This is a genomic window from Agrococcus carbonis (genome assembly GCF_900104705.1).
GTDB lineage: Bacteria > Actinomycetota > Actinomycetes > Actinomycetales > Microbacteriaceae > Agrococcus > Agrococcus carbonis.
Window position 1 is genome coordinate 2,118,945 of the sequence record NZ_LT629734.1, and the last position, 21,702, is coordinate 2,140,646.

At 71.3% G+C, this 21,702-nt stretch carries 24 protein-coding genes and 1 tRNA gene; 18 read left to right on the forward strand and 7 right to left on the reverse strand.

The genetic code is table 11. The features are described from left to right. Nucleotides 1-28: 28 nt before the first annotated feature. The 3 genes from BLT67_RS10245 to BLT67_RS10255 all read right to left on the reverse strand — a co-directional run bounded on the left by BLT67_RS10245 (nt 29) and on the right by BLT67_RS10255 (nt 3,723). Complete coding sequence (locus tag BLT67_RS10245) at nt 29-1,681, reverse strand: DNA repair helicase XPB (RefSeq protein ID WP_092666924.1); 1,653 nt, start codon at nt 1,679-1,681, stop codon at nt 29-31. An 87-nt stretch (nt 1,682-1,768) separates the two neighbouring features. Beyond that, nucleotides 1,769-3,412 (reverse strand): helicase-associated domain-containing protein, encoded by a 1,644-nt coding sequence (locus BLT67_RS10250; RefSeq protein WP_092666925.1) that lies wholly within the window; start codon nt 3,410-3,412, stop codon nt 1,769-1,771. Then, a complete protein-coding gene (locus tag BLT67_RS10255; RefSeq protein ID WP_092666926.1) occupies nt 3,412-3,723 on the reverse strand; it encodes a hypothetical protein in 312 nt (103 codons plus the stop codon). Before BLT67_RS10255 ends, BLT67_RS10250 begins: the two co-directional genes overlap by 1 nt. 94 nt (nt 3,724-3,817) lie before the next feature. On the opposite strand from BLT67_RS10255, the gene BLT67_RS10260 reads away from it, so the two are divergent. Both BLT67_RS10260 and BLT67_RS13750 read left to right on the forward strand, forming a co-directional pair. After that, a complete protein-coding gene (locus BLT67_RS10260; protein WP_092666927.1) occupies nt 3,818-4,192 on the forward strand; it encodes a cold-shock protein in 375 nt (124 codons plus the stop codon). After that, a complete protein-coding gene (locus tag BLT67_RS13750) occupies nt 4,176-5,012 on the forward strand; it encodes a DUF3027 domain-containing protein (protein WP_092666928.1) in 837 nt (278 codons plus the stop codon). Before BLT67_RS10260 ends, BLT67_RS13750 begins: the two co-directional genes overlap by 17 nt. Before the next feature lie 79 nt (nt 5,013-5,091). Here BLT67_RS13750 and serC read toward each other — a convergent pair whose 3' ends face one another. Then, on the reverse strand, nt 5,092-6,195 hold the full coding sequence (gene serC, locus BLT67_RS10270) for a phosphoserine transaminase (RefSeq protein WP_092666929.1): 1,104 nt from the start codon (nt 6,193-6,195) through the stop codon (nt 5,092-5,094). Between the two features lie 68 nt (nt 6,196-6,263). Here serC and BLT67_RS10275 point away from each other — a divergent pair, with 68 nt between their 5' ends. The 11 genes from BLT67_RS10275 (at nt 6,264) to BLT67_RS10325 (ending at nt 13,712) form a co-directional block, all read left to right on the forward strand. Continuing rightward, the gene (locus BLT67_RS10275) at nt 6,264-6,935 is read left to right on the forward strand and encodes a metal-dependent transcriptional regulator (RefSeq protein WP_092666930.1); all 672 of its coding nucleotides are present in this window, start codon (nt 6,264-6,266) and stop codon (nt 6,933-6,935) included. A 170-nt stretch (nt 6,936-7,105) separates the two neighbouring features. Then, nucleotides 7,106-7,870, forward strand: coding sequence for a C40 family peptidase (locus BLT67_RS10280; protein ID WP_092666931.1), 765 nt, complete (start codon nt 7,106-7,108; stop codon nt 7,868-7,870). Nucleotides 7,871-7,970: 100 nt separating this feature from the next. Beyond that, nucleotides 7,971-8,732, forward strand: coding sequence for an NlpC/P60 family protein (locus BLT67_RS10285; protein ID WP_157674320.1), 762 nt, complete (start codon nt 7,971-7,973; stop codon nt 8,730-8,732). Nucleotides 8,733-8,815: 83 nt separating this feature from the next. Further along, nucleotides 8,816-8,887 (forward strand) — tRNA-Arg (locus tag BLT67_RS10290). 110 nt (nt 8,888-8,997) lie between these two features. Further along, nucleotides 8,998-9,423, forward strand: coding sequence for a hypothetical protein (locus BLT67_RS10295; RefSeq protein ID WP_092666933.1), 426 nt, complete (start codon nt 8,998-9,000; stop codon nt 9,421-9,423). Nucleotides 9,424-9,513: 90 nt separating this feature from the next. After that, on the forward strand, nt 9,514-9,717 hold the full coding sequence (locus BLT67_RS13755; protein ID WP_231945467.1) for a four-helix bundle copper-binding protein: 204 nt from the start codon (nt 9,514-9,516) through the stop codon (nt 9,715-9,717). 207 nt (nt 9,718-9,924) lie between these two features. After that, on the forward strand, nt 9,925-10,329 hold the full coding sequence (locus tag BLT67_RS10305) for a DUF6153 family protein (protein ID WP_157674321.1): 405 nt from the start codon (nt 9,925-9,927) through the stop codon (nt 10,327-10,329). A 75-nt stretch (nt 10,330-10,404) separates the two neighbouring features. Next, nucleotides 10,405-11,034 carry a DUF305 domain-containing protein gene (locus BLT67_RS10310; protein WP_092666936.1) on the forward strand — a complete coding sequence of 210 codons (630 nt, stop codon included), beginning with the start codon at nt 10,405-10,407 and terminating at the stop codon, nt 11,032-11,034. Between the two features lie 106 nt (nt 11,035-11,140). Further along, on the forward strand, nt 11,141-11,998 hold the full coding sequence (locus BLT67_RS10315; protein WP_092666937.1) for a WD40/YVTN/BNR-like repeat-containing protein: 858 nt from the start codon (nt 11,141-11,143) through the stop codon (nt 11,996-11,998). Nucleotides 11,999-12,525: 527 nt separating this feature from the next. Next, a complete protein-coding gene (locus BLT67_RS10320; protein ID WP_092666938.1) occupies nt 12,526-12,738 on the forward strand; it encodes a heavy-metal-associated domain-containing protein in 213 nt (70 codons plus the stop codon). Continuing rightward, nucleotides 12,735-13,712, forward strand: a complete 978-nt coding sequence (locus tag BLT67_RS10325) for a heavy metal-binding domain-containing protein (RefSeq protein ID WP_092666939.1) — start codon at nt 12,735-12,737, stop codon at nt 13,710-13,712. The genes BLT67_RS10320 and BLT67_RS10325 overlap by 4 nt, the downstream gene beginning before the upstream one ends. On the opposite strand, the gene BLT67_RS13760 is transcribed toward BLT67_RS10325, so the two are convergent. Then, nucleotides 13,706-13,846 carry a hypothetical protein gene (locus BLT67_RS13760; RefSeq protein WP_231945468.1) on the reverse strand — a complete coding sequence of 47 codons (141 nt, stop codon included), beginning with the start codon at nt 13,844-13,846 and terminating at the stop codon, nt 13,706-13,708. The genes BLT67_RS10325 and BLT67_RS13760 overlap by 7 nt on opposite strands. On the opposite strand from BLT67_RS13760, the gene BLT67_RS10330 reads away from it, so the two are divergent. The 4 genes from BLT67_RS10330 (at nt 13,818) to BLT67_RS10345 (ending at nt 19,011) form a co-directional block, all read left to right on the forward strand. After that, nucleotides 13,818-16,085 (forward strand): heavy metal translocating P-type ATPase, encoded by a 2,268-nt coding sequence (locus BLT67_RS10330; RefSeq protein ID WP_407922523.1) that lies wholly within the window; start codon nt 13,818-13,820, stop codon nt 16,083-16,085. The two genes, BLT67_RS13760 and BLT67_RS10330, sit on opposite strands and share 29 nt — an antisense overlap. Nucleotides 16,086-16,098: 13 nt before the next feature. After that, nucleotides 16,099-16,422: a YHS domain-containing protein gene (locus BLT67_RS13870; protein ID WP_092666941.1), complete on the forward strand. Its 324-nt coding sequence runs from the start codon at nt 16,099-16,101 to the stop codon at nt 16,420-16,422. Between the two features lie 67 nt (nt 16,423-16,489). Further along, nucleotides 16,490-18,679 carry a heavy metal translocating P-type ATPase gene (locus tag BLT67_RS10340; protein WP_231945470.1) on the forward strand — a complete coding sequence of 730 codons (2,190 nt, stop codon included), beginning with the start codon at nt 16,490-16,492 and terminating at the stop codon, nt 18,677-18,679. Beyond that, nucleotides 18,676-19,011, forward strand: coding sequence for a metal-sensitive transcriptional regulator (locus BLT67_RS10345; RefSeq protein WP_269456964.1), 336 nt, complete (start codon nt 18,676-18,678; stop codon nt 19,009-19,011). The genes BLT67_RS10340 and BLT67_RS10345 overlap by 4 nt, the downstream gene beginning before the upstream one ends. 100 nt (nt 19,012-19,111) lie before the next feature. Here the strand turns inward: BLT67_RS10345 and BLT67_RS10350 are convergent, their stop codons facing one another. Next, nucleotides 19,112-19,489: a hypothetical protein gene (locus BLT67_RS10350; RefSeq protein ID WP_092666942.1), complete on the reverse strand. Its 378-nt coding sequence runs from the start codon at nt 19,487-19,489 to the stop codon at nt 19,112-19,114. On the opposite strand from BLT67_RS10350, the gene BLT67_RS10355 reads away from it, so the two are divergent. Further along, nucleotides 19,479-20,546, forward strand: a complete 1,068-nt coding sequence (locus BLT67_RS10355; RefSeq protein ID WP_092666943.1) for a lipid II:glycine glycyltransferase FemX — start codon at nt 19,479-19,481, stop codon at nt 20,544-20,546. The two genes, BLT67_RS10350 and BLT67_RS10355, sit on opposite strands and share 11 nt — an antisense overlap. A gap of 204 nt (nt 20,547-20,750) precedes the next feature. Here BLT67_RS10355 and BLT67_RS10360 read toward each other — a convergent pair whose 3' ends face one another. Continuing rightward, the gene (locus tag BLT67_RS10360) at nt 20,751-21,674 is read right to left on the reverse strand and encodes a M23 family metallopeptidase (RefSeq protein ID WP_231945653.1); all 924 of its coding nucleotides are present in this window, start codon (nt 21,672-21,674) and stop codon (nt 20,751-20,753) included. Nucleotides 21,675-21,702 lie beyond the last annotated feature (28 nt).

Genomic DNA, 21,702 nt, shown 5'->3' on the forward strand with positions numbered 1-21,702 from the left:
TGCGTTTCCTGAACGCGAGCGGAACGCGTCAGGCCGTGGCGCGGTCGGCGACGCCGAGCTCGTGCTCGTCGAGGATCGTGTAGGCGTAGCCCTGCTCGGCGAGGAAGCGCTGGCGGCCGAGCGCGAACTCCTGGTCGACGGTATCGCGCGCGACGATCGTGTAGAAGCTCGCCGTGCGGCCGCCCTTCGGCCGCAGCAGTCGGCCGAGGCGCTGCGCCTCCTCCTGCCGCGAGCCGAACGAGCCCGACACCTGCACCGCGAGCGACGCATCCGGCAGGTCGACCGAGAAGTTCGCGACCTTCGAGACGACGAGCACGCGCTCGGTGCCCTCGCGGAACGCCTGGAACAGCTCCTGCCGCTCGGCCACAGGCGTCTCGCCGGTGAGCAGGGGAGCGCCGAGCGCGGCCGAGAGCTCGTCGAGCTGGTCGAGGTACTGCCCGATCACGAGCGTCGGCTCGTCGGGGTGCTGCGCGAGCACGCGGCGCACCGTCTCGATCTTGCGCGGGCTCGAGGCGGCGATGCGGTAGCGGTCGCGGTCGCCCGAGGCGGCGTACTCGAGCCGCTCGTCCTCGTCCAGGTCGATGCGCACCTCGAAGCACTCGGCCGGCGCGATGAAGCCCTGCTGCTCGATCTCCTTCCACGGCGCGTCGAAGCGCTTCGGGCCGATGAGGCTGAAGACGTCCGACTCGCGGCCGTCCTCGCGCACGAGCGTCGCGGTGAGGCCGAGGCGGCGGCGCGCCTGCAGGTCGGCGGTGAGCTTGAACACCGGCGCGGGCAGCAGGTGCACCTCGTCGTAGACGATGAGGCCCCAGTCGAGCGCGTCGAGCACGCCGAGGTGCGCGTACTCGCCGCCGCGCTTGACGGTGAGGATCTGGTAGGTCGCGATCGTGACCGGCTTGATCTCCTTCGTCTGCCCGGAGTACTCGCCGATGTCGTCCTCGGTGAGGCTCGTGCGGGCGAGCAGCTCGGCGCGCCACTGGCGCGCCGAGACCGTGTTGGTGACGAGGATGAGCGTCGTCGTGTCGGTCGCGGCCATCGCGCCGGCTCCGACGATGGTCTTCCCGGCGCCGCACGGCAGCACGACGACGCCCGAGCCGGCGGCGGCGAAGTGGGCCACCGCATCCGCCTGGTACGGCCGCATCGACCAGCCGTCCTCCTCGAGGTCGATCTCGAGCGGCGTGCCGGGCGTGTAGCCCGCGAGGTCCTCGGCGGGCCAGCCGAGCTTCACGAGCTCCTGCTTGAGCTCCCCGCGCGCCCAGTCGACGACGCGGATGCCGTCGGCCGCGGGGCCGGCGAGCAGCGGCTGGATCTTCTTCGACCGCCGCACCTCCTCGAGCACGGGGCGGTCGTCGCTGCGCAGCACGAGGCCCTCGTCGTCGCGCTCGATGACGAGGCGGCCGTACCGGCCGATGGTCTCGCGGATGTCCTGGGCCACGCCGGTCGGGACGGGGAACTTCGCGTGCCGGTCGAGCGTCGCGATGATCTCGTCGGCCGTGTGGCCCGCGGCGCGCGCGTTCCACAGGCCGAGCCGCGTCACGCGGTAGGTGTGGATGTGCTCGGGGGCGCGCTCGAGCTCGGCGAACACCTGCAGCGACTGGCGCGCCGCGGTCGCGTCGGGATGCGCGACCTCGAGCAGCACCGTGCGGTCGGACTGCACGATCAGCGGGCCGGGAAGAGTCATAGCGTTCCAGCGTACCCCTCGAGCGGCGGCGCGGGCACGGGTGCGGGCACGGGCTCGGGTGCGCCGCGCGGCTCGCGCGGGCCGGGCTCAGGTCGCGACGCCGAGGCCCGCGACCTTCGTGATGGCGCTGAGCGGCAGGGTGCGCTCGATGTCGCGGCGGGCGTCGCGGGCGCGCAGTCGGCCGTTCGCGACGGCGAGCGGCACGAGCTCGACGTCGACGGGCTCGTCGCCGGTCGCGACCGTGAGCCGCACGGGCACGCGCTCGCGGATCGCGCCCTGGAGCTGCCGCTCGAGCCACGCGCGCTCCTGGTCGCCGACCTCGAAGCCCGCGTCGCGCAGCCGCGCCACGAGCCGGTGGCGCTCGCGCACGGGCCGCGGCGCGCGCTCGGGCGCGCGCAGCACGAGCTCGCCCTCGTCGTCCTCGAGCACCGCGGGGTAGCGCTCCTCGAGCAGCGCCTGCAGCGCCTCCTCGGCGCTCGTGCGGAAGGTGACGCGATGCGGGCCGGTCTGCCGCGGGCCGGCGCTCACGAGCGCGCGGTCGACCGCGATCGTGCGGATGACCTGCTCGTCGTCGCTGCGCGCCTGCGACCGCGCGCCGCCCTCGGCGATCGGGTCGACGGGCCGCACGCGCAGCGAGCCGAACTTCGCGGCCGTCTCGCGCACGAGGTACGCGACCGGCTGCGGCAGCCCGGTGAGCGACGCCTCGGTGAGGAAGGCGAGCACGTCGTCGACGTCGTCGCCGGCGGCGAGCCCGGCGGCGACGGACTGCCGCGTGAAGCGCCAGTGCGATGCGATCCCGGCCCGCTCGACGCGCGCGATGCGCCGCAGCCGCGCTTCGACCGCGGCCTCGAGCGGCCCCGGCGCGACCGCCGAGAGGTCGGGCTGCAGGTAGACGGATGCGGTGGCCGGGGGTACGTGGGCCGCGAGCGCCGCGCGCGCGGCGTCGGGCCGCTCCCGCAGGTCGACCGCGAGCGTCGTGGGGGCGCCGCGGTCGGCGAGCCCGAGCCGCTGCGCCTGCCGGTGCTGGCGCTGCCGCACCGCGAGCGCGGCGGCGTCGGCGAGCGGGAACTGCGCGCGCGGTTCGGCGGCGACCGCCGCGTGGTCGGGGGTCGCGGCGAGCCACGCCTCGGCGAGCGCCGACCAGCGCTCGGGCACGGGGGCGGCGAGCCAAGCATCGGCGTCGACGGTCGCGCGCAGGCGCCCGTCGCTGCGGTCGAGCAGGCCCGCGAGCAGCGCCGGCTCGAGCCGCTCCTCGAGCTCGGCGGGGTCGGCGTCGACGGCGGCGGCGAGCTCGCGCCCCGTCGCGGCCGGCAGCTGCGCGCGGCTGCGCAGCACGATGGGAGCGTCGGCGACGCGGTGCACGAGCTCCGAGACCTTGATCGCCTCGTCGATCGCCGTCTGCGGCGCCGTCGGGCTCTCGATCGGCTCGGCCTGCGGTGCGTCGACGACCTCGGCCGCAGCGGCGAGGGCGCGCACCCGGGGCAGCGCCGCGCCGTCGACGCCGAGCAGGAGCGCGTCGAGCCGCGGCGTCGACTCGCCGCGGGCGAGTGCGGCGAGCTCGGACGCCGTGCGCCACCGGAGCGCGGCCGCGATCGACGCATCCGTCACGAGGTGCTCGGCGAGGTCGAAGGTCGAGCCGAGCTGCGCCGGCGCCTGCCGCTCGACGACCAGCAGGTCGAGCGCGTCGTCCGGCATCGCCTGGATGCGGGCTGCGAGCTCGACCACGTCCATCAGCGCCGGCGGGCCTTGCCGGAGGCGCTGAGCACGACGAGCGCGACGACGCAGACGATCATGACCGGCAGCGCGACGAGCGGCAGCCAGTACGCCCACTGCCACAGCACGCCCGCGAAGAACGGGTTGCCGTCGCGGAATGCGACGTGCGCGAGCGTGGCGGCGAAGCCGAGCACGGCGATCGCCCCGAAGACGACCACGAGCACGGCGAGGACGCGCTCGACGGCCTCGCGCACCGGGCGCGGCTCGGGCGCGCCGACCTGCGCCCGCTTCCTGGGGCGCTGCGTCGGGTTGCTGCTGGCCTTCGGCATCCGCCCAGGATATCGCGGGCACGGGGCGCGCGCCGACGTCGCTACGCTGGGGCGAGCGGCAGCACGCCGCCTGGATCTGCAGCGGGAGGGTGTCATGCCGACGGGCAGGGTGAAGTTCTTCGACGAGGCCAAGGGCTTCGGCTTCATCGCCGGTGACGACGGCGGCGAGGTGTTCCTGCACGCGTCGGCGGTGCCCGAGGGCGTGCACGTCAAGCCCGGCGCGAAGGTCGAGTACGGCGTGGCCGACGGCCGCCGCGGCCCGCAGGCGCTCTCGCTGCGCCTCATCGGGCCGAGCGCCGTGAAGGCCGCGCGCCGCGACACCGAGGACATGGCGATCATCGTCGAGGACCTCGTGCGCCTGCTCGACACGATCGGCAACGACCTGCGTCGCGGCCGCTACCCGAGCGCCGCGCACGGATCGACCGTCGCGCAGATGCTGCGGAGGGTCGCCGATGACCTCGACGCCTGAGCACGAGCAGCGGCACGAGCACGCGCACGAGCACCGTCACGCCGAGCCCGACGACGTCGACGCCTCGGTCGAGCGCGTCGACCCCGCTGCGGTCGCCGCGCACGTGACCGACCCGCGGTCGGTGCCGTCCCCGTCCGAGGCGCCGGCCGAGCCGGTGGCGGATGCGTCGGCCGAGCCGAGCGGAGAGGTCGCCGACGAGACGGTCACGACGGGCACCGCTGCGCCCGCGTCGAAGGCCGACACCGAGCCCGAGCCCGCCCCCGAGGCGGCGGCCCCCGCGCCGCAGCCCGAGCCCACGACGCCGACGCTCGAGGAGCTCGAGCTCGCGCTCGCGGCCCTCGACGAGGTCGCCCCGAAGGGCGCCGTCGGCGAGGTGCGGGACGCGCTGCTCGAGCCGGGCCGCGGCCCCGCGCAGGTCGTCGCCATCCGCCACGCGTCGACGCTCGCCGGATACCCCGACTGGAGCTGGACCGTGCTGCTCTCGCGCGGGCTCGAGGGCGGCCCGACCGTGCTCGAGGTGGCGCTGCTGCCGGGCGAGACGTCGCTGCTCGCTCCCGCGTGGGTGCCGTGGGCCGATCGGCTCGCCGACTACCTCGCGGCCAAGGAGGCCGCCGGTGCCGACGACGACGAGCTCGAGGGTGAGGACGACGAGCTCGAGTCCGATCTCGAGGAGGACCTCGAGGACGACTTCGACGACGACTTCGACGTCGAGGCCGCGGCCTGGGACGACGAGGCGGGCGAGCCGGACGTCGACGGCGAGGGGCTCGAGGCTGTCGCCGACGGACCCGAGGCCGACGCCGAGCCCGACGACGCGCGCTGACGCCGCATCCACCCGCCCCTGACGCCGTGCTCGGGCGCGCGCCCGAGCACGCCCGCGTCGCAGCGCGCCGCGGCCCGGCTCAGCGCCGGTCGAGCAGGAAGTCGAGGCAGCGCGTGAGCTGCTCGACGTCGCTCGGCTCGATCGCCGCGAAGGTGGCGACGCGCAGCTGGTTGCGGCCGAGCTTCCGGTAGGGCTCGGTGTCGACGACGCCGTTGGCGCGCAGCGCCTTCGCGAGCGCGGCCGCGTCGACCGACTCGTCGAAGTCGATCGTCACGACGACGTTCGAGCGGTGCTCGGGGTCGGCGACGAACGGCGTCGCCTCGGCACGGCCCTCGGCCCACGCGTAGAGCGTGCCCGACGACTCCGCGGTGCGCGCGGTCATGGCATCGAGCCCGCCGGCGCCGAGCATCCACTGCACCTGCTCGTCGAGCAGCAGCAGCGTCGCGAGCGCGGGGGTGTTGAGCGTCTGGTCGAGGCGCGAGTTCGTGACGGCCTGCTGCAGCGAGAGGAACTCGGGGATGTAGCGGCCCGAGCCGGCGATGCGCTCGATGCGCTCGATCGCCGCGGGCGATGCGAGCGCGAGCCACAGGCCGCCGTCGGCTGCGAAGTTCTTCTGCGGCGCGAAGTAGTAGACGTCGCTCTCGGCGACGTCGACGGCGAGGCCGCCCGCCGCGCTCGTCGCGTCGACGACCGTGAGCGCATCCGACTGGCCGCGCACGACCGGGTGGAAGACGCCGGTCGACGTCTCGTTGTGGGGGTAGGCGACGACGTCGACGCCCTCGACGTGCTCGAGCGTCGGGCGCGAGCCGGGATCGGCCGTCGCGATCGACGGCGCCTCGAGCCACGGCGCGGCCGCGGCCTTCGCGAACTTGGCGCCGAACTCGCCGAAGGCCAGGTGGTGCGAGCGGCGCTCGATGAGGCCGAACGCCGCGGCGTCCCAGAACGCGGTCGACCCGCCGTTGCCGAGCAGCACCTCGTAGCCGTCGGGCAGGGCGAAGAGCTCGGCGAGGCCCTCGCGCACCGAGCGGACGAGCGACTTGACCGGCGCCTGCCGGTGGCTCGTGCCGAGGAGGTCCATGCTCGACTGCAGGCGCGCGACCTGCTCGGGCCGCACCTTCGACGGGCCGCAGCCGAAGCGTCCGTCGGCGGGCAGGAGGTCGGCGGGGATGACGATGTCGCTCACAGGACGATCTTAGGAGCGCGCCGCAATAGGGTGGAGCAGCGGACGCGCGGCAGGAGAGGGAGGTGCGGATGACCGATCTCGTCGACACGACAGAGATGTACCTCCGCACGATCCTCGACCTCGAGGAGGAGGGCATCGTGCCGCTGCGGGCTCGCATCTCCGAGCGCCTGAACCACTCCGGCCCGACCGTCTCGCAGACCATCGCGCGCATGGAGCGCGACGGCCTCGTCATCGTCGGCGCCGACCGCCACCTCGAGCTCACCGAGGAGGGGCGCGCCCTCGCCACTCGCGTGCTGCGCAAGCATCGCCTTGCCGAGCGGCTGCTCGCCGACGTCATCGGGCTCGACTGGAGCCTCGTGCACGACGAGGCGTGCCGCTGGGAGCACGTCATGAGCGAGCAGGTCGAGCGCCGGCTGCTCGCGCTGCTCGGCAACCCGACCGAGTCGCCCTACGGCACGCCGATCCCCGGGCTCGAGGAGCTCGGCCTGCAGCCCGCCGCGCCGTTCCTCCACGGGGTCGTCCCGGCGACGGATGCGCGGGGCGCGCGGGTCGTCCGGCGGCTGGGGGAACCCATCCAGTTCGACGTCGAGGGGCTCGCCGAGCTCCAGGCGGCGGGCGTCGTGCCCGGCGCGCTCGTCGAGGTGACGGAGGCGGCCGGACGCATCCGCCTCGCCGTCGCGGGCAACGGCGCGATCGACCTGCCGCTCGAGCTCGCGCAGCACATCTACCTCGACGCCTGACGCTGCGCGAGGAGCCCGCGCGTTCAGGGTTCGTGGAGGCGGCGTGCAGGCTCGCCGGTACCCTGCGCGCCGATTGTGACGGATTGGTAACGGTGGGTTAGTCTCCCCGGGTCAGCCCTGCACCTCGCGGTGCGGGGGCTTGCACGAAGTCCTGGGGGAACACCGTTCTGATGAAGCAGCACTCGACGGCCGTGGCCGTCCCGACGAGCCACGCCCGCCCGGCTGTCGGCCGCATGCGCCAGGGCGCCAAGAGCATCGGCGTCGTCTGCATCGCCGCGGCGCTCGTGGGCGCGCTCTCGCTGCCCGCCGCGGCCTTCTCGCCGCAGGGCGAGCAGTTCTCGCAGCAGGAGCTCGCGAGCGTCGTCGCGGAGAACTCGCAGACCGTCACGGTCGCGACCGACGCTCGCGTCGAGGCGATCGGCCGCGACGGCATCTCCGGCACGACCGCCGAGGAGCTCGAGGCGGCGCGCGCTGAGGCCCGCGAGGCGGAGGAGCAGCGCCAGAGCGAGCTCGCCGCGGCCCGCGAGCAGGTGGCGGCGAACGCTGCCGGCGCGCCCGCCGCCGCGGCACCTGTCAGCATCCCGGCCAACAGCGGCATCGTGGGCATCGCCCAGTCGCAGCTCGGCGCTCCCTACGTGTGGGGCGGCTCGAGCCCGTCGACCGGCTTCGACTGCTCAGGCTTCACGATGTGGGTCTACGGCCAGGCCGGCCACTACCTCCCGCACTCGTCGAACGCGCAGGCGGGCTACGGCACGCCGGTGCCCGCGTCGCAGGTCGCGGCAGGCGACCTGCTGGTGTGGAGCGGGCACGTCGGCATCCACGTCGGCGGAGACCGGATCATCCACGCCGCGACGAGCGGCAAGCCCGTGAAGTACTCGAGCTATTCGGCGATGGTCGCCGCCTTCGGCACCCCCGAGGTGCGGCGCTTCGGCTGAGCCTGAGCGCCTGGTGACAAACCGATAACGATTTGGTAACGTAGTCCCCTGTGCCGCCCCGGCGGTGCGACAACGATCACGAACTTTGGAGCATGAACCAGTGACGACTTCTACCGAGATGACCGGCATGGAGCCCGATGGCGGCAAGCGCTTCTCGCGCGCCACCATCGTGCGCAACGCTCGTCGGGTCGGCGTGATCGCCGTCGCCGCCGCGTTCGCCACCCCGCTCGCGCTGCCGGCCTTCGCATCCGGCGCCGACCAGGGGAGCGAGGAGTCGCTGTCGGCGCTCGTCGCGCGCGACGCGCAGACGGTCTCCGGCGTCGTGACCGCCGGCGAGAGCGGCCTCACCGAGGCGCGCCTCGAGATCCAGGCGACCACGCCCGAGGAGCTGCAGGCGATCCGCTCCGAGCTGCAGGCCGCGGCCGAGGCCGAGGCCGAGCGCCAGCAGGAGGAGGCAGCGGCAGCCGCCGCCTCGCGCGGCACCGCGGGCACCGGAGGCGGCGCGGACGCCGCGTCGTCGGCCGCACCGGCCGGCGCGTCGGGCAGCGTCATCGCCGACGCCGCGCTCGCCCAGGTGGGCGTCAGTCAGGACTGCGTCGCGCTCGTGCGCCGCGCGATCGCGGCAGCCGGCCTCACGTACACCGGCATGAACAACCTGTCGAGCCTGGGGCCGCAGATCCCCAGGTCGCAGGCCTCGCCCGGCGACATCATCTACTACGCCAACGGCGGCACCGGCCGCGCGCACATCGGGATCTACATCGGCGGCGATCGCGCGGTGCACGGCGGCTGGTCGGGCTACAACACCGTCGTGGCCGGCGTGGACATCGGCGGCTCGACGCCGATCTTCTACGACGTCACGTGAGCTGAGCCTCGCACGCGAGGCGCCCGCCCCTGATCGGGGGCGGGCGCTCCGCATAGGGCGCGCGGGTAGACTCGTCGCGCCTGGCCTCTGTAGCTCAATGGAAGAGCATCTCCGTCCTAAGGAGCTGGTTGGGGGTTCGAGTCCCTCCAGGGGCACTAGCCCAGAACGGGCACTGCTTCCTCGCGGGTCATGGGGCAGCAGGGCCGTTCGACTTTCCTGGAAGTCCAACCAGGTGGCCAAGGTGATCGCCAGATACGGTGTCCGTATGGCGCCCAGCAACAAGAAGCAGCGCGATCGCGGTGTCGATGCGGATGCGCTGACTGTGGTCGTCTGCCGTGGCGGCGACTGCGGCAGTCGAGCGAAGCATCCTGACGTCGATCACGTCGGGCTGCTGCGTCAGATGAGGGACAGGATCGGGGGCTCAGCCCGGGTCGCGCCGAGCAAGTGCTTGGAGGCCTGTGAGCACTCGAACGTCGTCGTGGTGGTGCCAGGCGCCCGCGATGGCGAGCAGGTGTGGGTCGGCGGTGTGAACGACCGCGAATTGAACACCGCGCTCAGCGATTTCGTGCGAGCAGGTGGGCCCGGCGTTGCCATGCTGCCGATCGAGCTCGAACTGCAGCAGTTCCGTGCCTCGCGCCGAAGCCGCCAGGAGCTGGATGTCGAGCGCTCGACGACTGGCCGTCGCGGGTGAAGTCCGAGTATCAGGTCTCGTCCAGCCGGGCGGTCTCGAGCCGGATGCACCCGTGGTGGACGTCATCCGCATCCAACCGAGACGGGGAGCGTGGCGAAGAGATCGACGTGCGAGTCCCCTCGAGGACACCCCCTTCGGCGCATCGAAGCGTGCTTCGAATGCGCGCAGACGTGCACTGCGTGCGCCGACGAGTGTGAGCAGCACGCGCAGATGCACGAGCCGTGCCGAGTGTGCGCGGAGGCGTGCCGGCGGTGTGAGCGTGCATGCGCCGACCTTCTCGCCATCCTGGGGTGAACGCGCATCGCGAGACGCCGCATCTTCTTGACCACACCTGTGCCGCCCTGATCGGTTGTGCTCGAAGGGCCACCTCGAGCATGCATGGCGCCTAGGACCAAGAGCTCGCACAGGGAATGCCGCACAACCTCAGGGCAAGGCGCCCGCCAGGAGCCGTGCCGCGCGCTGCGCCAGCGGTAGACTGGTGGAGTGGGAACGGGGGCATCCATGCGCGCGCTCAGCAGCAGACCAGCTGGCGCCGCTCCCCGTGCGCGGATCCTGCTCGCATTGGTGCTGGCCGTGGCCGGCGTGCTGGTCGGTCTGCTCGGCATGCACGTGCTGGGCGGCGGCACTCACGCCGCTCACGATGCTGCCCCCGCAGAGTCCGTCTCGCATTCGATGGGTGAAGATCAGACGCCGGCCGTCGGGCACTGCGGCGATACCGGGTGCGACGAGCTCGGGCTGATGGCGGTGAGCTGCGTCCTGGCGCTCTTGGCGCTCACGTCGCTGCTGCCGGCCTCCCCAGCGCGGTGGTTCCTGCGAACGATCGCGCCACCGACCCGCTCCTTCGCACTCCCCGCGCAGTTCGTACCCACGCCTTCCCTCATCTCGCTCTCGATCAGTCGGACTTGATGGAGCCGGCGCGGCTCGTCACGGCAGCCGCAACTCGGTTACCCATAGATCCTGACTGACAGAGAGAAGTACACCATGTATGCACCCAAGCGCGCGCTCGCAGCGAGCGCGCTCACGATCGCCCTCGCTCTCACCGGCTGCTCCGCCGCATCTGAGCCCGCCACGAACCCTACGGCGTCAAGCAGCCCGACGGAGAACGGCAGCGGAAGCGAGCAAGCGACAGATTTCAACCAGGACGATGTGATGTTCGCGATGAACATGATCGTTCATCACCAGCAGGCCATCGAGATGGCCGACACGCTGCTGGCCAAGTCCGACGTCGATGAGCGTGTCTCCGATCTCGCGGAGCGCATCAGGGAGGCGCAGCAGCCGGAGATCGAGCGCATGAACTCGATGCTGGAGGCCTGGGGCGAAGAGCCCATGGACTCCATGGGGGGCATGGACCATGAGGGCATGGACCATGGATCCGGCATGGGCGGCATGATGTCGGAGGCCGACATGGAGGCGCTCGAGGAAGCGCCGGGACCGGAGGCGTCGCGGCTGTTCCTGGAGCAGATGATCGTGCACCACGACGGCGCCGTGGAGATGGCGCAGGCCGAGGTGGACGCAGGCGAGAACGCCGACGCTGTCGAGCTTGCAGAGCGCATCATGAGCGACCAGACGACCGAGATCGCCGAGATGGAGGCGCTGCTGGACGAGCTGTGACGACCTGGCGTGGGGCGGCCGTCGCTGCGCCCCACGCCGATCGCCGCCGCAGCGATCCGCTGCGAGCGCTCCCCGCCATCAGCCACTGCATCGAGAAGAACGGTCTATGCACATCCTTCGAACACCCCGCTCCCGGCGGTTCGCCGCGACCTCTGCGCTCTCGGCCACGGTCCTGCTCGTCGCCACGGGGTGCGCACCCGCAGGCGCGACCGCGGCATCGCTCACGACGGACAACCACATCCACCAGCTCGTGCCGAGTGACGACGGGCAATCGTTGCTCGTCGGCACCCACAACGGCCTGTTCTCCGTCGACCTCGAGTCTGGCGACGTCGCGGGTCCAGTGGGCGAGCACGTCATCGATCTCATGGGCTTGACCCGCGCTGATGACCGACTGCTCGCTTCGGGCCATCCGGGGGCGTCGGGTCCCCAGCACCTGGAGGGACCGAACCTCGGTCTCATCCAGAGCCTCGATGGCGGAGAGACATGGGACTCTGTATCGCTCGAGGGGATCGCCGACTTCCACGCGCTCACCTACGACCCGGCCGCGGGCGCGGTGATCGGGGCCCACGCGGGCCAGATGCTCATCAGCGACGACATGGGCACGTCGTGGCGTGAGGGCGCGGCCGCTGATCCGTTCGATCTGCTCGCCACGACCGACGGGCTGCTGATGACGAGCATCACCGGCCTGAGCATCAGCACCGACGGCGGTGAGAGCTTCCAGGCGGACGAGGATGCTCCTCCGCTCGTGCTGCTCGCCGGTGGCGACGATGCGAGTGTCGGCGTCGCCCTGGATAGCACGGTGTGGCATTTAGAACCCGGCGGGGAGTGGGTGCCGGTGGGCACGACGCCTGAGCAGATCCACGCGCTGACGCTCCTCCCGAGCGGGGACCTGATCGTCGCGACGGAGTCCGGGCTGCAGCGCAGCAGTGATCTCGGCCAGAGTTGGCAGCCTCTCGTCTCCTGACGCCTGCAAGTGTCGGAGTCGGGTCATCGGCGGCCCGCGAGACCAGCCTTGATGGCGAAGATCTCGCGGGCCGCCGACAGGCCGACCGCACCGGTCGCGCGCCCGCCGTCACAGAAGGTCGTGACGATGCTGCCTTCACGCGAGTGGGACGTGTCGGCGACCGCAGTCCGTGACGGTTCCCTGCGTCGCGATCACCACATCCGACCGCAGCTCGCTGCCGTCGTCGAGCCTCACGTTCGTTTGCGAGCCAGACGGTTGCAGCGCGACCACGGCTCGTCCGATGCGGACATCGACGTGCGCTGCGTGCAGACCGCGGAGCCGCGTCGCGATCGGGCGTCCGAGTGCGTGCGTGAGCGGCGCGTCCGATCGTGCGACCAGGTGCAGCTCGGCTCCTGCCGACGCGCAAAAGCTGACTCCATCGCCTCATCGCGCTCGACTCCTCTCTTGACCGCGTACCCGGCTCGGTATATCGTCGAGCCAAGACTAATACCCCCCGGGGGTATCTGCTCTAGCGAGAGGGAGTCACCATGACCATCACCGAGTTCCAGGTCACCGGCATGAGCTGCGGCCACTGCGAGGTGGCGATCCGCGGTGAGGTCGAGCAGGTCGAGGGTGTCCAAAGTGTCGAGGTGAGCGCGCAGACCGGTCGATTGGTGGTCACAGGATCGCAGCCCATCGACGACGCCGCCATCCTCGCCGCCGTCGACGAGGCTGGATACGAGGCGGCACCGCTCCGATGAGCACGGCTGCCCGCTTGGGCATCTACGGCGCTGGCCTCGTGCTCGCCTTCGGCGGCACGTTCGCCATCGCCAATGCGGTGGTCCCCGATGACGCTGCAGCCACATGGTCGCAGCGCGACATGGCCGATCACCGCGGGTCGGCCGCCGGCGAGGTGACCCCGTCGCAATCCGCGCAACATGAGGAGGATGACGTGATGGGAGTGTCCCTCGCTCGATCGGGCTTCGCGATCGGACCGATCGAGGCTCCCGCTGCGGCGGGCGAGACGAGCGCGCTCTCGTTCCAGATCCTCGATCGCGACGGCGAGCCGGTGACCGGGTTTGACACCGCCCACGGCAAGGACCTGCACCTCATCACGGTCCGCGCCGATGGCACCGAGTACAGGCACGTGCATCCCGAGCTCGACCCGGGGACGGGGACGTGGTCGATGCCGTGGACCTGGGATGCCGCTGGCAGCTACAGGGTGTATGCCGACTTCACCGCTGCTGACGGCACAGCCGTCACGCTCTCCCGCATGATCGACGTGACCGGCGACTTCGAGCCACGACCCGCGGCGGGTGTCAGCCAGCGCGACAGCGTCAGCGGCTTCGACGTGACGATCAGCGGCGAGCTGGAGGCGGGTGGGGCAAGTGAACTGACAGTCGACGTCACCCGGGATGGTGAGCCGGTCACCGAGCTGCAGCCGTACCTCGGCGCCTTCGGTCACCTGGTCGCGCTCCGCCAGGGCGACCTCGCCTACCTGCACGTGCATGCGCACGGCGACGAGCCGCAGGCTGGTGACCTCGCCGGTCCCGAGGTGGCGTTCACCGCGGAGACCCCGACTGCGGGCCGATACCTGCTGTACCTCGACTTCCGGGTCGACGGGCAGGTGCACACCGCGCAGTTCGTGCTCGACGCGTCGCCCCGCGAGGGGGGCGCCGGCGGCACAGACGAGCCGGCCGAGACCGAGGACGAAGCGGACCACGACGGTCACTGACCAGCAACGACGCCCGGATGCGCCTGGCGCACGGACGAGGGGACGATCATGACTGAATTGCAGCCGCCGCCCGCGGCTTCCAGCGTGGAGCTGGAGATCGGCGGGATGACGTGCGCATCGTGCGCGATGCGCATCGAGAAGAAGCTCAACAAGCTCGACGGCGTCACCGCCACGGTGAACTACGCGACCGAGAAGGCCAGCGTCTCGGCACCCGCAGACTTCGATGCCGCGCTGCTGATCGCAGAGGTTGAGACGACCGGTTACACCGCAGCACTTCCCGCCCCGGAGCATCCCTCTGCGGCGGACGAGGGCGAAGCGCCGGATGCGGAGCTGGTGAGTCTGCGGCACCGGCTGGTCGCGTCCGTCGTGCTCACAGTCCCCGTCATCGCCATGGCGATGGCGCCTGTACTGCAGTTCACCTACTGGCAGTGGCTCTCGCTCGCGCTTGCCGCGCCGGTCATCGTCTGGGGAGCGTGGCCGTTCCACAAGGCTGCGTGGACGAACCTCCGTCACGGGGCCGCGACGATGGACACGCTCATCTCGATGGGCACGAGCGCGGCGCTGCTGTGGTCGCTCTACGCCCTGTTCTTCGGCACCGCCGGGGTGCCGGGCATGACGCACCCGTTCGAGATCACCATCGCGCCGAGCGACGGCGCCGCGAACATCTACCTGGAGGTCGGCGCCGGGGTGACGATGTTCATCCTGGCCGGCCGCTACTTCGAGAAGCGATCCAAGCGACAGGCCGGCGCGGCGCTGCGCGCGCTGCTCGAACTCGGCGCGAAGGACGTCGCAGTGCTGCGCGACGGCGCCGAGATCCGCATCCCGACCAAGGACCTCGCCGTCGGTGACGAGTTCGTGGTGCGCCCCGGCGAGAAGATCGCGACGGACGGCACCGTCATTGCCGGCACGTCTGCCGTCGACGTCTCCATGCTCACCGGCGAATCGGTACCGGTCGAGGTTGCTGAAGGCGATGCCGTCACCGGGGCCACCGTCAACGCCGGCGGCCGCCTCGTCGTGCGCGCAACGCGCGTCGGCTCCGACACGCAGCTGGCCCAGATGGCCAAGCTTGTGGAGGACGCGCAGTCGGGCAAGGCCGAGGTGCAACGACTGGCCGACACGATCTCGGGCATCTTCGTGCCGATCGTGATCGTCATCGCCGTCGGCGCGCTCGGCGCCTGGCTCGGCGCAGGCTTCCCCGCCGCCGCCGCGTTCACCGCGGCCGTGGCCGTGCTCATCATCGCCTGCCCCTGCGCGCTCGGCCTCGCGACGCCCACCGCGCTCCTCGTGGGGACGGGTCGCGGCGCGCAGATGGGGATCCTCATCAAGGGTCCGGAAGTGCTCGAGTCCACACGCCGCATCGACACCATCGTGCTCGACAAGACGGGCACCGTCACCGCCGGCAAGATGACGCTGGCCGACGTGCACACCGCCGTGGGCACTGACCGGACCGAGCTGCTCCGTCTAGGCGGTGCCCTGGAGGACGCTTCCGAGCACCCGATCGCCCAAGCCGTCGCGAAGGCCGCCACGCAGGAGCTCGGCACACTGCCTACTCCGGAGCACTTCACGAACATCGAGGGCAAGGGCGTGCAGGGCGTCGTCGAGGGGCACGCAGTGATCGTCGGCCGAGCCTCGCTGCTGGCCGACTGGTCCTTGGACCTGCCCGCCGAGCTCGCCGACGCGAAGGCCGCTGCCGAGCAGCAGGGGAAGACCGCGATCGCCGTCGGGTGGGACGGGCACGCGCGCGGCGTGCTGGTCGTCGCCGACACCATCAAGCCGACGAGCGCTGCTGCCGTGGCGCAGTTCAAGCGACTCGGGCTCAAGCCCGTCCTGCTCACCGGCGACAACCAGGCGGTCGCGGAGCAGATCGCCGCCGAGGTCGGCATCACTGACGTGATCGCTGAGGTGCTGCCGCAGGACAAGGTCGACGTCATCACAGGACTGCAGCGCGAGGGCAAGGCCGTTGCGATGGTCGGCGATGGTGTCAACGATGCGGCCGCGCTGGCTCAAGCCGATCTCGGACTCGCGATGGGCACCGGCACGGATGTCGCGATCGAGGCTTCCGACCTCACGCTCGTCCGCGGCGACCTGCGCAGCGCCGCCGATGCCATCCGGCTCTCCCGCAAGACGCTCCGCACCATCAAGGGCAACCTGTTCTGGGCGTTCGCCTACAACGTCGCCGCGATCCCGCTGGCGGCACTCGGCCTGCTCAACCCCATGCTCGCCGGCGCGGCGATGGCGTTCTCCAGCGTCTTCGTCGTCGGCAACAGCCTCCGCCTCCGCAGCTTCAGAAGCGAGGCGGTGGATCCCGCACCGACCGTCACGACCGCGCCGCGACCTGCCACACGGTCAGCAGCAGTCGACACCCACCACTGAGAGGATCACCCATATGCCCGAGACCATCGGTAACCACGACCACCACGAGCACCAGGAGGATCACAGCCACAGCCACAGTGCCGACCACAGCCACAGTGCCGACCACAGCCACAGCGCCGGCCACGGCCACAGCCACAGCCACAGCGCCGATGGGCACGACGTGCCTGCGGATGACATCGCTGAGTGCCCTGTGATGGTGGGCAGCACCATCCTCAAGGCAGACGCCGAGGCCGCCGGTCTCGTGCGCGACTACGAGGGCACTCGCTACTACCTGTGCTGCGCCGCCTGCGGACCCCTGTTCGACGCCGAGCCCGCGAAGTACGTTTCCGCAGCCTGAGCCGCACCGTGCCGGACATGTCGTCACGAGGTCCGGCGCGGTCGCCCCGGATGAGAGAGGATGGGACATGACCGACCCGCGAGAGCAGGGAAGCAACGATGCGGAACCTCAGCAGGTTCACTTGCACCACGAGTCAGCGGACGCGCACGACCGCATGGGTGGTCACGCAGCCGTAGCGACGAACGGCGTCGCCACAGCCGACGGTCACCGCGATCACACGTCGCACGATGGGCACACCGGTGAGGAGGACGGTGGCCACGGCGGTCATGCCGGCCATGGCGACCACGTCGGGCACTTCCGTCGACTGTTCTGGATCATGCTGGCCCTGGCGATCCCGACCGTCGCGCTCTCGGACATGTTCGCCATGATCCTCGGCTACACGCTGCCGGACATCCCCGGCTTGGACTGGGTCTCCCCGGTGCTCGGCACAGTGATGTACGTGTGGGGCGGCAAGCCGTTCCTGACCGGCGCAGTGGGCGAGATGCGGGCGCGCAAGCCCGGCATGATGCTGCTCATCGGGCTTGCGATCACTGTCGCCTTCATCGCCTCGTGGGGTGCCAGTCTCGGACTGCTGCATCACGAGCTCGACTTCTGGTGGGAGCTCGCGCTCCTGATCGTGATCATGCTGCTCGGGCACTGGATCGAGATGCGCTCGCTCGCCCAGACCACCAGCGCGCTGGACTCGCTCGCCGCTCTGCTCCCTGATGAGGCCGAGCGCGTGGAAGGCGACAGCGTCGTCACGGTCAGGCCTGTCGACCTTGCCGTCGGAGATGTCGTCGTCGTACGTCCCGGCGGAAGCGTGCCCGCCGACGGCAGCATCGTCGATGGGCGTGCTGCCATGGACGAATCCATGGTGACCGGAGAATCGCAGACGGTCACGCGCACGGTCGGCGAGTCCGTCACAGCCGGCACCGTCGCCACCGACTCGGGCCTGCGTATCGAGGTGACTGCAACCGGTGACGACACCGCCCTCGCGGGCATCCAGCGGTTGGTCACGGATGCGCAGAACTCTTCCTCCCGAGCGCAACGCCTCGCCGACACCGCCGCCGGATGGTTGTTCTGGTTCGCGCTCGCCGCGGCCGCGATCACCGCGATCGTCTGGTCGCTCGTGGACCTTCCTGACGCAGCAGTCATCCGCACCATCACCGTGCTCGTCATCGCCTGCCCCCACGCGCTCGGCCTTGCCATTCCACTTGTGGTCTCCATCGCGACGGAACGTGCCGCCCGCGGCGGCGTGCTCGTCAAGGATCGCCTCGCGCTCGAGAGCATGCGCACCGTGGACACCGTCCTGTTCGACAAGACCGGCACCCTGACCAAGGGTGAGCCGACGGTGACCGACATCGCCGTCGTCGACGGACATGAGCCCGATCACGTGCTTGCCCTGGCCGCGGCGGCTGAGTCCGACAGCGAGCACCCGCTCGCCAAAGCGATCGTCAGGGCAGCCGAGGCCAAAGATCTCACCGTCCCGCGCAGCCGTGACTTCTCCTCGTCCCCGGCGGTCGGAGTCACCGCGACCGTCGACGGCACGATCGTTCGCGTCGGCGGCCCGCACCTGCTGACCGAGGAGCGCGCGGAAGAGCTGGATGCCGCGGACCAGTGGCGCACTGATGGGGCGATCATCCTCCACGTCGTGCAGGACGGCAACGTCATCGGCGCGCTCAAGCTCGCCGATGAGATCCGTGCTGAGTCGCGCGAAGCGATCGAGGCGCTGCACGCGCGTCACGCGCAGGTCGTCATGATCACAGGGGACGCGGAAGCAGTGGCGCGCTCGGTCGCTGAGGAACTCGGCATCGACCGGTACTTCGCCGGCGTGCGCCCGGAAGACAAAGCCGCGAAGGTGCAGCAGCTGCAGCACGAGGGCAGGAAGGTCGCGATGGTCGGCGACGGCGTCAACGACGCCCCGGCTCTGGCCCAGGCGGATGTCGGGCTCGCGATCGGCGCTGGCACGGATGTCGCGATCGCATCCGCTGGCGTCATCCTCGCGAGCGACGACCCGCGGTCTGTGCTCTCGGTGATCGAGCTCTCCCGGGCTGCGTATCGAAAGATGAAGCAGAACCTCTGGTGGGCAGCAGGCTACAACCTGCTCTCCGTGCCGCTGGCTGCGGGAGTCCTTGCACCGGTCGGGTTCGTGCTGCCGATGTCCGTCGGGGCGATCCTGATGTCGCTCTCCACCATCGTCGTGGCGCTGAACGCGCAGCTGCTCCGTCGCCTCGACCTGCGGCCCGAGGCGATGGCCCGTGCCATCCTTCATCAATGAGCGCACTCGGACCGGAGGACATCATGAGCACAACGACGGCGGAGACGGCCTGCGAGCACGGCTACATCACCGACAAGACCCGGTATTTCTCCCGGCTCCGCCGGATCGAGGGTCAGGCACGCGGGATCCAGCGCATGGTGGACGAGGAGCAGTACTGCATCGACATCCTCACGCAGATCTCCGCTCTGACGGGCGCGCTGCAGAACGTCGCTGTCGGATCGCTCGAGGATCACCTGCGTCACTGCGTCGCCGACGCCGCCCGTACCGGCGGCGACGTCGCCGAGGAGAAGATCCGAGAGGCCTCGCAAGCGATTGGTCGGCTCATCCGCTGATGGCTCGTCGGCTCCGGGACGCCGACGACAGCCGCTCGCCGCAGCGGGGATCGGTGGTGAGGCGGGTGTCGTCCGGGCCGTCTGCTCTGCGGCCCGATGGCTACTTCACGAGGCGGTCGAGCAGGAACGTCCCTTCACGCCGACAGGGCTCTCCCAGCACGGCGCCAGAGTGCGAGGCGAGCCCGTTGCTGCTCGCCAGCGCGGTGAAGATGGCTCGTTGTCCCTCGAGGCCGAGCGTCTCGGTCTTGCCATCGGTCCACGCGGGCACGATCGACTCCAGGATCTCGGGGCTCGTCTCGGCCAGCCAGTGCTCCGCGCTGAAGGTGTCGTCAGCAGTTCGTGTGGCGCGCGCCGGCCGACCACCGGTGCCTGCGCCGGTACCATCGATAGCGGTGCCGTGAGCACCGCATCCACTCACCGCATCCACTCCCCAGACCCACCCCCAGACGCACCCAGAGAGCGAGCGCATGAGCAGCACCGCCGCCAGCGAGCCGAAGCCCGCGAAGGCCACCGACGGCGCCGCCTGGGACGCGCAGGTGCTCGAGGGGCAGAGCCGCGCGCACTACATGCAGTCGGATGCGTGGGCCCGCACGCGCGAGGAGAGCCCCTGGAAGGCGCTGCGCGACGTCGTCACCGTGCCGACGGCGGGCGGGGGCAGCCGCGAGCTGCCGATCCAGCTCTTCGAGCGCAGCGCGCCGCTCGCGGGCCGCATCCTGTTCCTGCCGCGCGTCTCCGGCATCGACGCCGCCGCGGTCGACGCGATCACGGCGCGAGCGAAGGCCTACCCGAAGCGCTGGCTCGGGCTCAAGATGGAGACGTTCCAGGCCGAGGACCCCGAGCTCATCGCCGCCTTCGAGCGGAACGGCTGGGTGCCCGCCGCGTCGAGCCAGTACCAGCACGCGGTCGCCGTCGACCTGACGGGCTCGCTCGACGAGGTCGCGGCCCGCTTCAAGAAGCGCGCCCGCAACTCCTACCGTGCGGCCGAGAACAAGTTCGGCGTGACGGTGCACAAGACGGAGATGACGCCCGAGAACGAGGCGGAGATGCACCGCCTCATCGGCGAGACGAAGGTGCGCTCGGGCGGCTACTTCCGCCACCCCGAGTACTTCCAGCGCATCTGGGACGTCTACAAGACCGTCGGGCAGGGCTACTTCTACGTCGCCGAGTACGAGGGCGAGGTGCAGTCGATGGCGTTCGTCATCCGCTTCGGCGACACCGCCTGGTACAAGGACGCGGGCAGCATCCGCGAGAACGCGAAGATCTTCGCGCCCTACCTCATGCAGTGGAAGATCATGCAGGATCTCCACGCCGACGGCGTCACGCTCTACGAGCTCGCGAACATCCCCGACCCGGCCGAGTGGGAGACGAGCGACATCAAGGGGCTCTACACGTTCAAGACGGCGTGGGCGCCCGAGCCGGTCAAGTACATGCCGACGTACGAGCTGCCGCTCGGCCGCGGCTTCGCGCTGTGGCACAAGGCGGGCCGCTGGCTGCGCGCCGTCTACACGCGGCGCACCGGCGACGCCTGGTACTGAGCCGCGCTGCGCCGCCCAGGCGACGGCCCGCCTCGCGCGGGCCGGGCTGGGGCGGGGGCGTGGTCACGACGCGCCGTCGCGGGCGGGCGTGGTCACGACGCGCCGTGGCCCGTGCGGAGGGTGGTCACGACACGCCGCACCCGGCGCGGCCGACGCGGCGTGTCGTGACCACCCTCACCACCCTCGCGCCTGCCGCCCTCGCGCTCAGTAGGCGGGCTCGAGGCGCATCTGGCGCGTCTGCAGCCACAGCAGCGGGTCGAACGAGACGTAGTCGCTGTTCTTCAGCTCGAGGTGCAGGTGCGGGCCGGTCGAGCGGCCGCTGCTGCCGAGCTGCCCGATGACGGTCGTCACGTCGACCACCTGGCCGACCTCGACCTGGATCGAGCCGGGCAGCATGTGGCCGTACCAGGACTGCACGAACTGGCCGTCGACGTTGTGGTCGATGAAGACCGAGTAGCCGCCGCCGCCCGGGTTGTCGCCGTAGAACACCTCGGAGACGACGCCGTTCGCGATCGGGCGGATGGGCTGACCCGATGCGAGCGGGAAGTCGGTGCCGCCGTGGAAGCCGCCGGAGCGGTAGCCGAACCCGCTCGAGACGGGCAGCTGCGCGACGTCGGGGAACGGCGTCTGCACCACCGAGGTCTCGAGCATCGACCACGTGCGCGGGAAGGCCGGCGAGCCGCCGTAGGACGAGCCGCGGGGCTCGCTGTTCGCGACGGCCTGCAGCTCGGCGAGCCGCTCGGGCGACAGCGCGCCGTCGGCGACCGGCGGCGCGACGGGCTCGGGCGGCGCCTCGTGCACGACGATGTCGTCGCGCACGAACGCCGTGGCCGACTCCGCGCCGTGCGGCTCGAGCTGCTGCGGGTCGAGCGCCTGCGCCTCCGGCTCGAGCATCGCGATCTCGGGATGCAGCTCGTCCGTCACCTGCACGGCGGCGGCGGGCAGCGAGGGCACGAGCACGAGGGTCGCGGTCAGCAGCAGCGACGCGCCCGCGGTGACCTTCCGCACGAGCCGTCTCGTGCCGGCGGCGGCTGCGGGGGCCGGCAGCGCGCCCTGGGCGAGGGCGCGGCCGGCGTCGGCGGAGCGGCGGGTGCGGGCAGGGCGGGCGGATCGGATCGGGTAGCGCATCACGCGGGAGATGGTCCTCAGTGTCGGG

Bases quoted from the DNA above. Each gene is read 5' to 3' on its own strand.
- BLT67_RS10260 (WP_092666927.1), top strand. From the start codon at position 3,818: ATGCCGACGGGCAGGGTGAAGTTCTTCGACGAGGCCAAGGGCTTCGGC.
- BLT67_RS10360 (WP_231945653.1), bottom strand. From the start codon at position 21,674: ATGCGCTACCCGATCCGATCCGCCCGCCCTGCCCGCACCCGCCGCTCC.
- BLT67_RS10255 (WP_092666926.1), bottom strand. From the start codon at position 3,723: ATGCCGAAGGCCAGCAGCAACCCGACGCAGCGCCCCAGGAAGCGGGCG.
- BLT67_RS13870 (WP_092666941.1), top strand. From the start codon at position 16,099: ATGCCCGAGACCATCGGTAACCACGACCACCACGAGCACCAGGAGGAT.
- BLT67_RS10310 (WP_092666936.1), top strand. From the start codon at position 10,405: ATGTATGCACCCAAGCGCGCGCTCGCAGCGAGCGCGCTCACGATCGCC.
- BLT67_RS10245 (WP_092666924.1), bottom strand. From the start codon at position 1,681: ATGACTCTTCCCGGCCCGCTGATCGTGCAGTCCGACCGCACGGTGCTG.
- BLT67_RS10340 (WP_231945470.1), top strand. From the start codon at position 16,490: ATGACCGACCCGCGAGAGCAGGGAAGCAACGATGCGGAACCTCAGCAG.
- BLT67_RS10320 (WP_092666938.1), top strand. From the start codon at position 12,526: ATGACCATCACCGAGTTCCAGGTCACCGGCATGAGCTGCGGCCACTGC.
- BLT67_RS13750 (WP_092666928.1), top strand. From the start codon at position 4,176: ATGACCTCGACGCCTGAGCACGAGCAGCGGCACGAGCACGCGCACGAG.
- BLT67_RS10295 (WP_092666933.1), top strand. From the start codon at position 8,998: ATGGCGCCCAGCAACAAGAAGCAGCGCGATCGCGGTGTCGATGCGGAT.
- BLT67_RS13760 (WP_231945468.1), bottom strand. From the start codon at position 13,846: ATGCGCATCGCGCACGATGCGCACGTCATCCCGCCGATCTCCAGCTCC.
- BLT67_RS10275 (WP_092666930.1), top strand. From the start codon at position 6,264: ATGACCGATCTCGTCGACACGACAGAGATGTACCTCCGCACGATCCTC.
- BLT67_RS10315 (WP_092666937.1), top strand. From the start codon at position 11,141: ATGCACATCCTTCGAACACCCCGCTCCCGGCGGTTCGCCGCGACCTCT.
- BLT67_RS10280 (WP_092666931.1), top strand. From the start codon at position 7,106: ATGAAGCAGCACTCGACGGCCGTGGCCGTCCCGACGAGCCACGCCCGC.
- BLT67_RS10250 (WP_092666925.1), bottom strand. From the start codon at position 3,412: ATGGACGTGGTCGAGCTCGCAGCCCGCATCCAGGCGATGCCGGACGAC.
- BLT67_RS10330 (WP_407922523.1), top strand. From the start codon at position 13,818: ATGACGTGCGCATCGTGCGCGATGCGCATCGAGAAGAAGCTCAACAAG.
- BLT67_RS10345 (WP_269456964.1), top strand. From the start codon at position 18,676: ATGAGCGCACTCGGACCGGAGGACATCATGAGCACAACGACGGCGGAG.
- BLT67_RS10325 (WP_092666939.1), top strand. From the start codon at position 12,735: ATGAGCACGGCTGCCCGCTTGGGCATCTACGGCGCTGGCCTCGTGCTC.
- BLT67_RS10355 (WP_092666943.1), top strand. From the start codon at position 19,479: ATGAGCAGCACCGCCGCCAGCGAGCCGAAGCCCGCGAAGGCCACCGAC.
- BLT67_RS10305 (WP_157674321.1), top strand. From the start codon at position 9,925: ATGCGCGCGCTCAGCAGCAGACCAGCTGGCGCCGCTCCCCGTGCGCGG.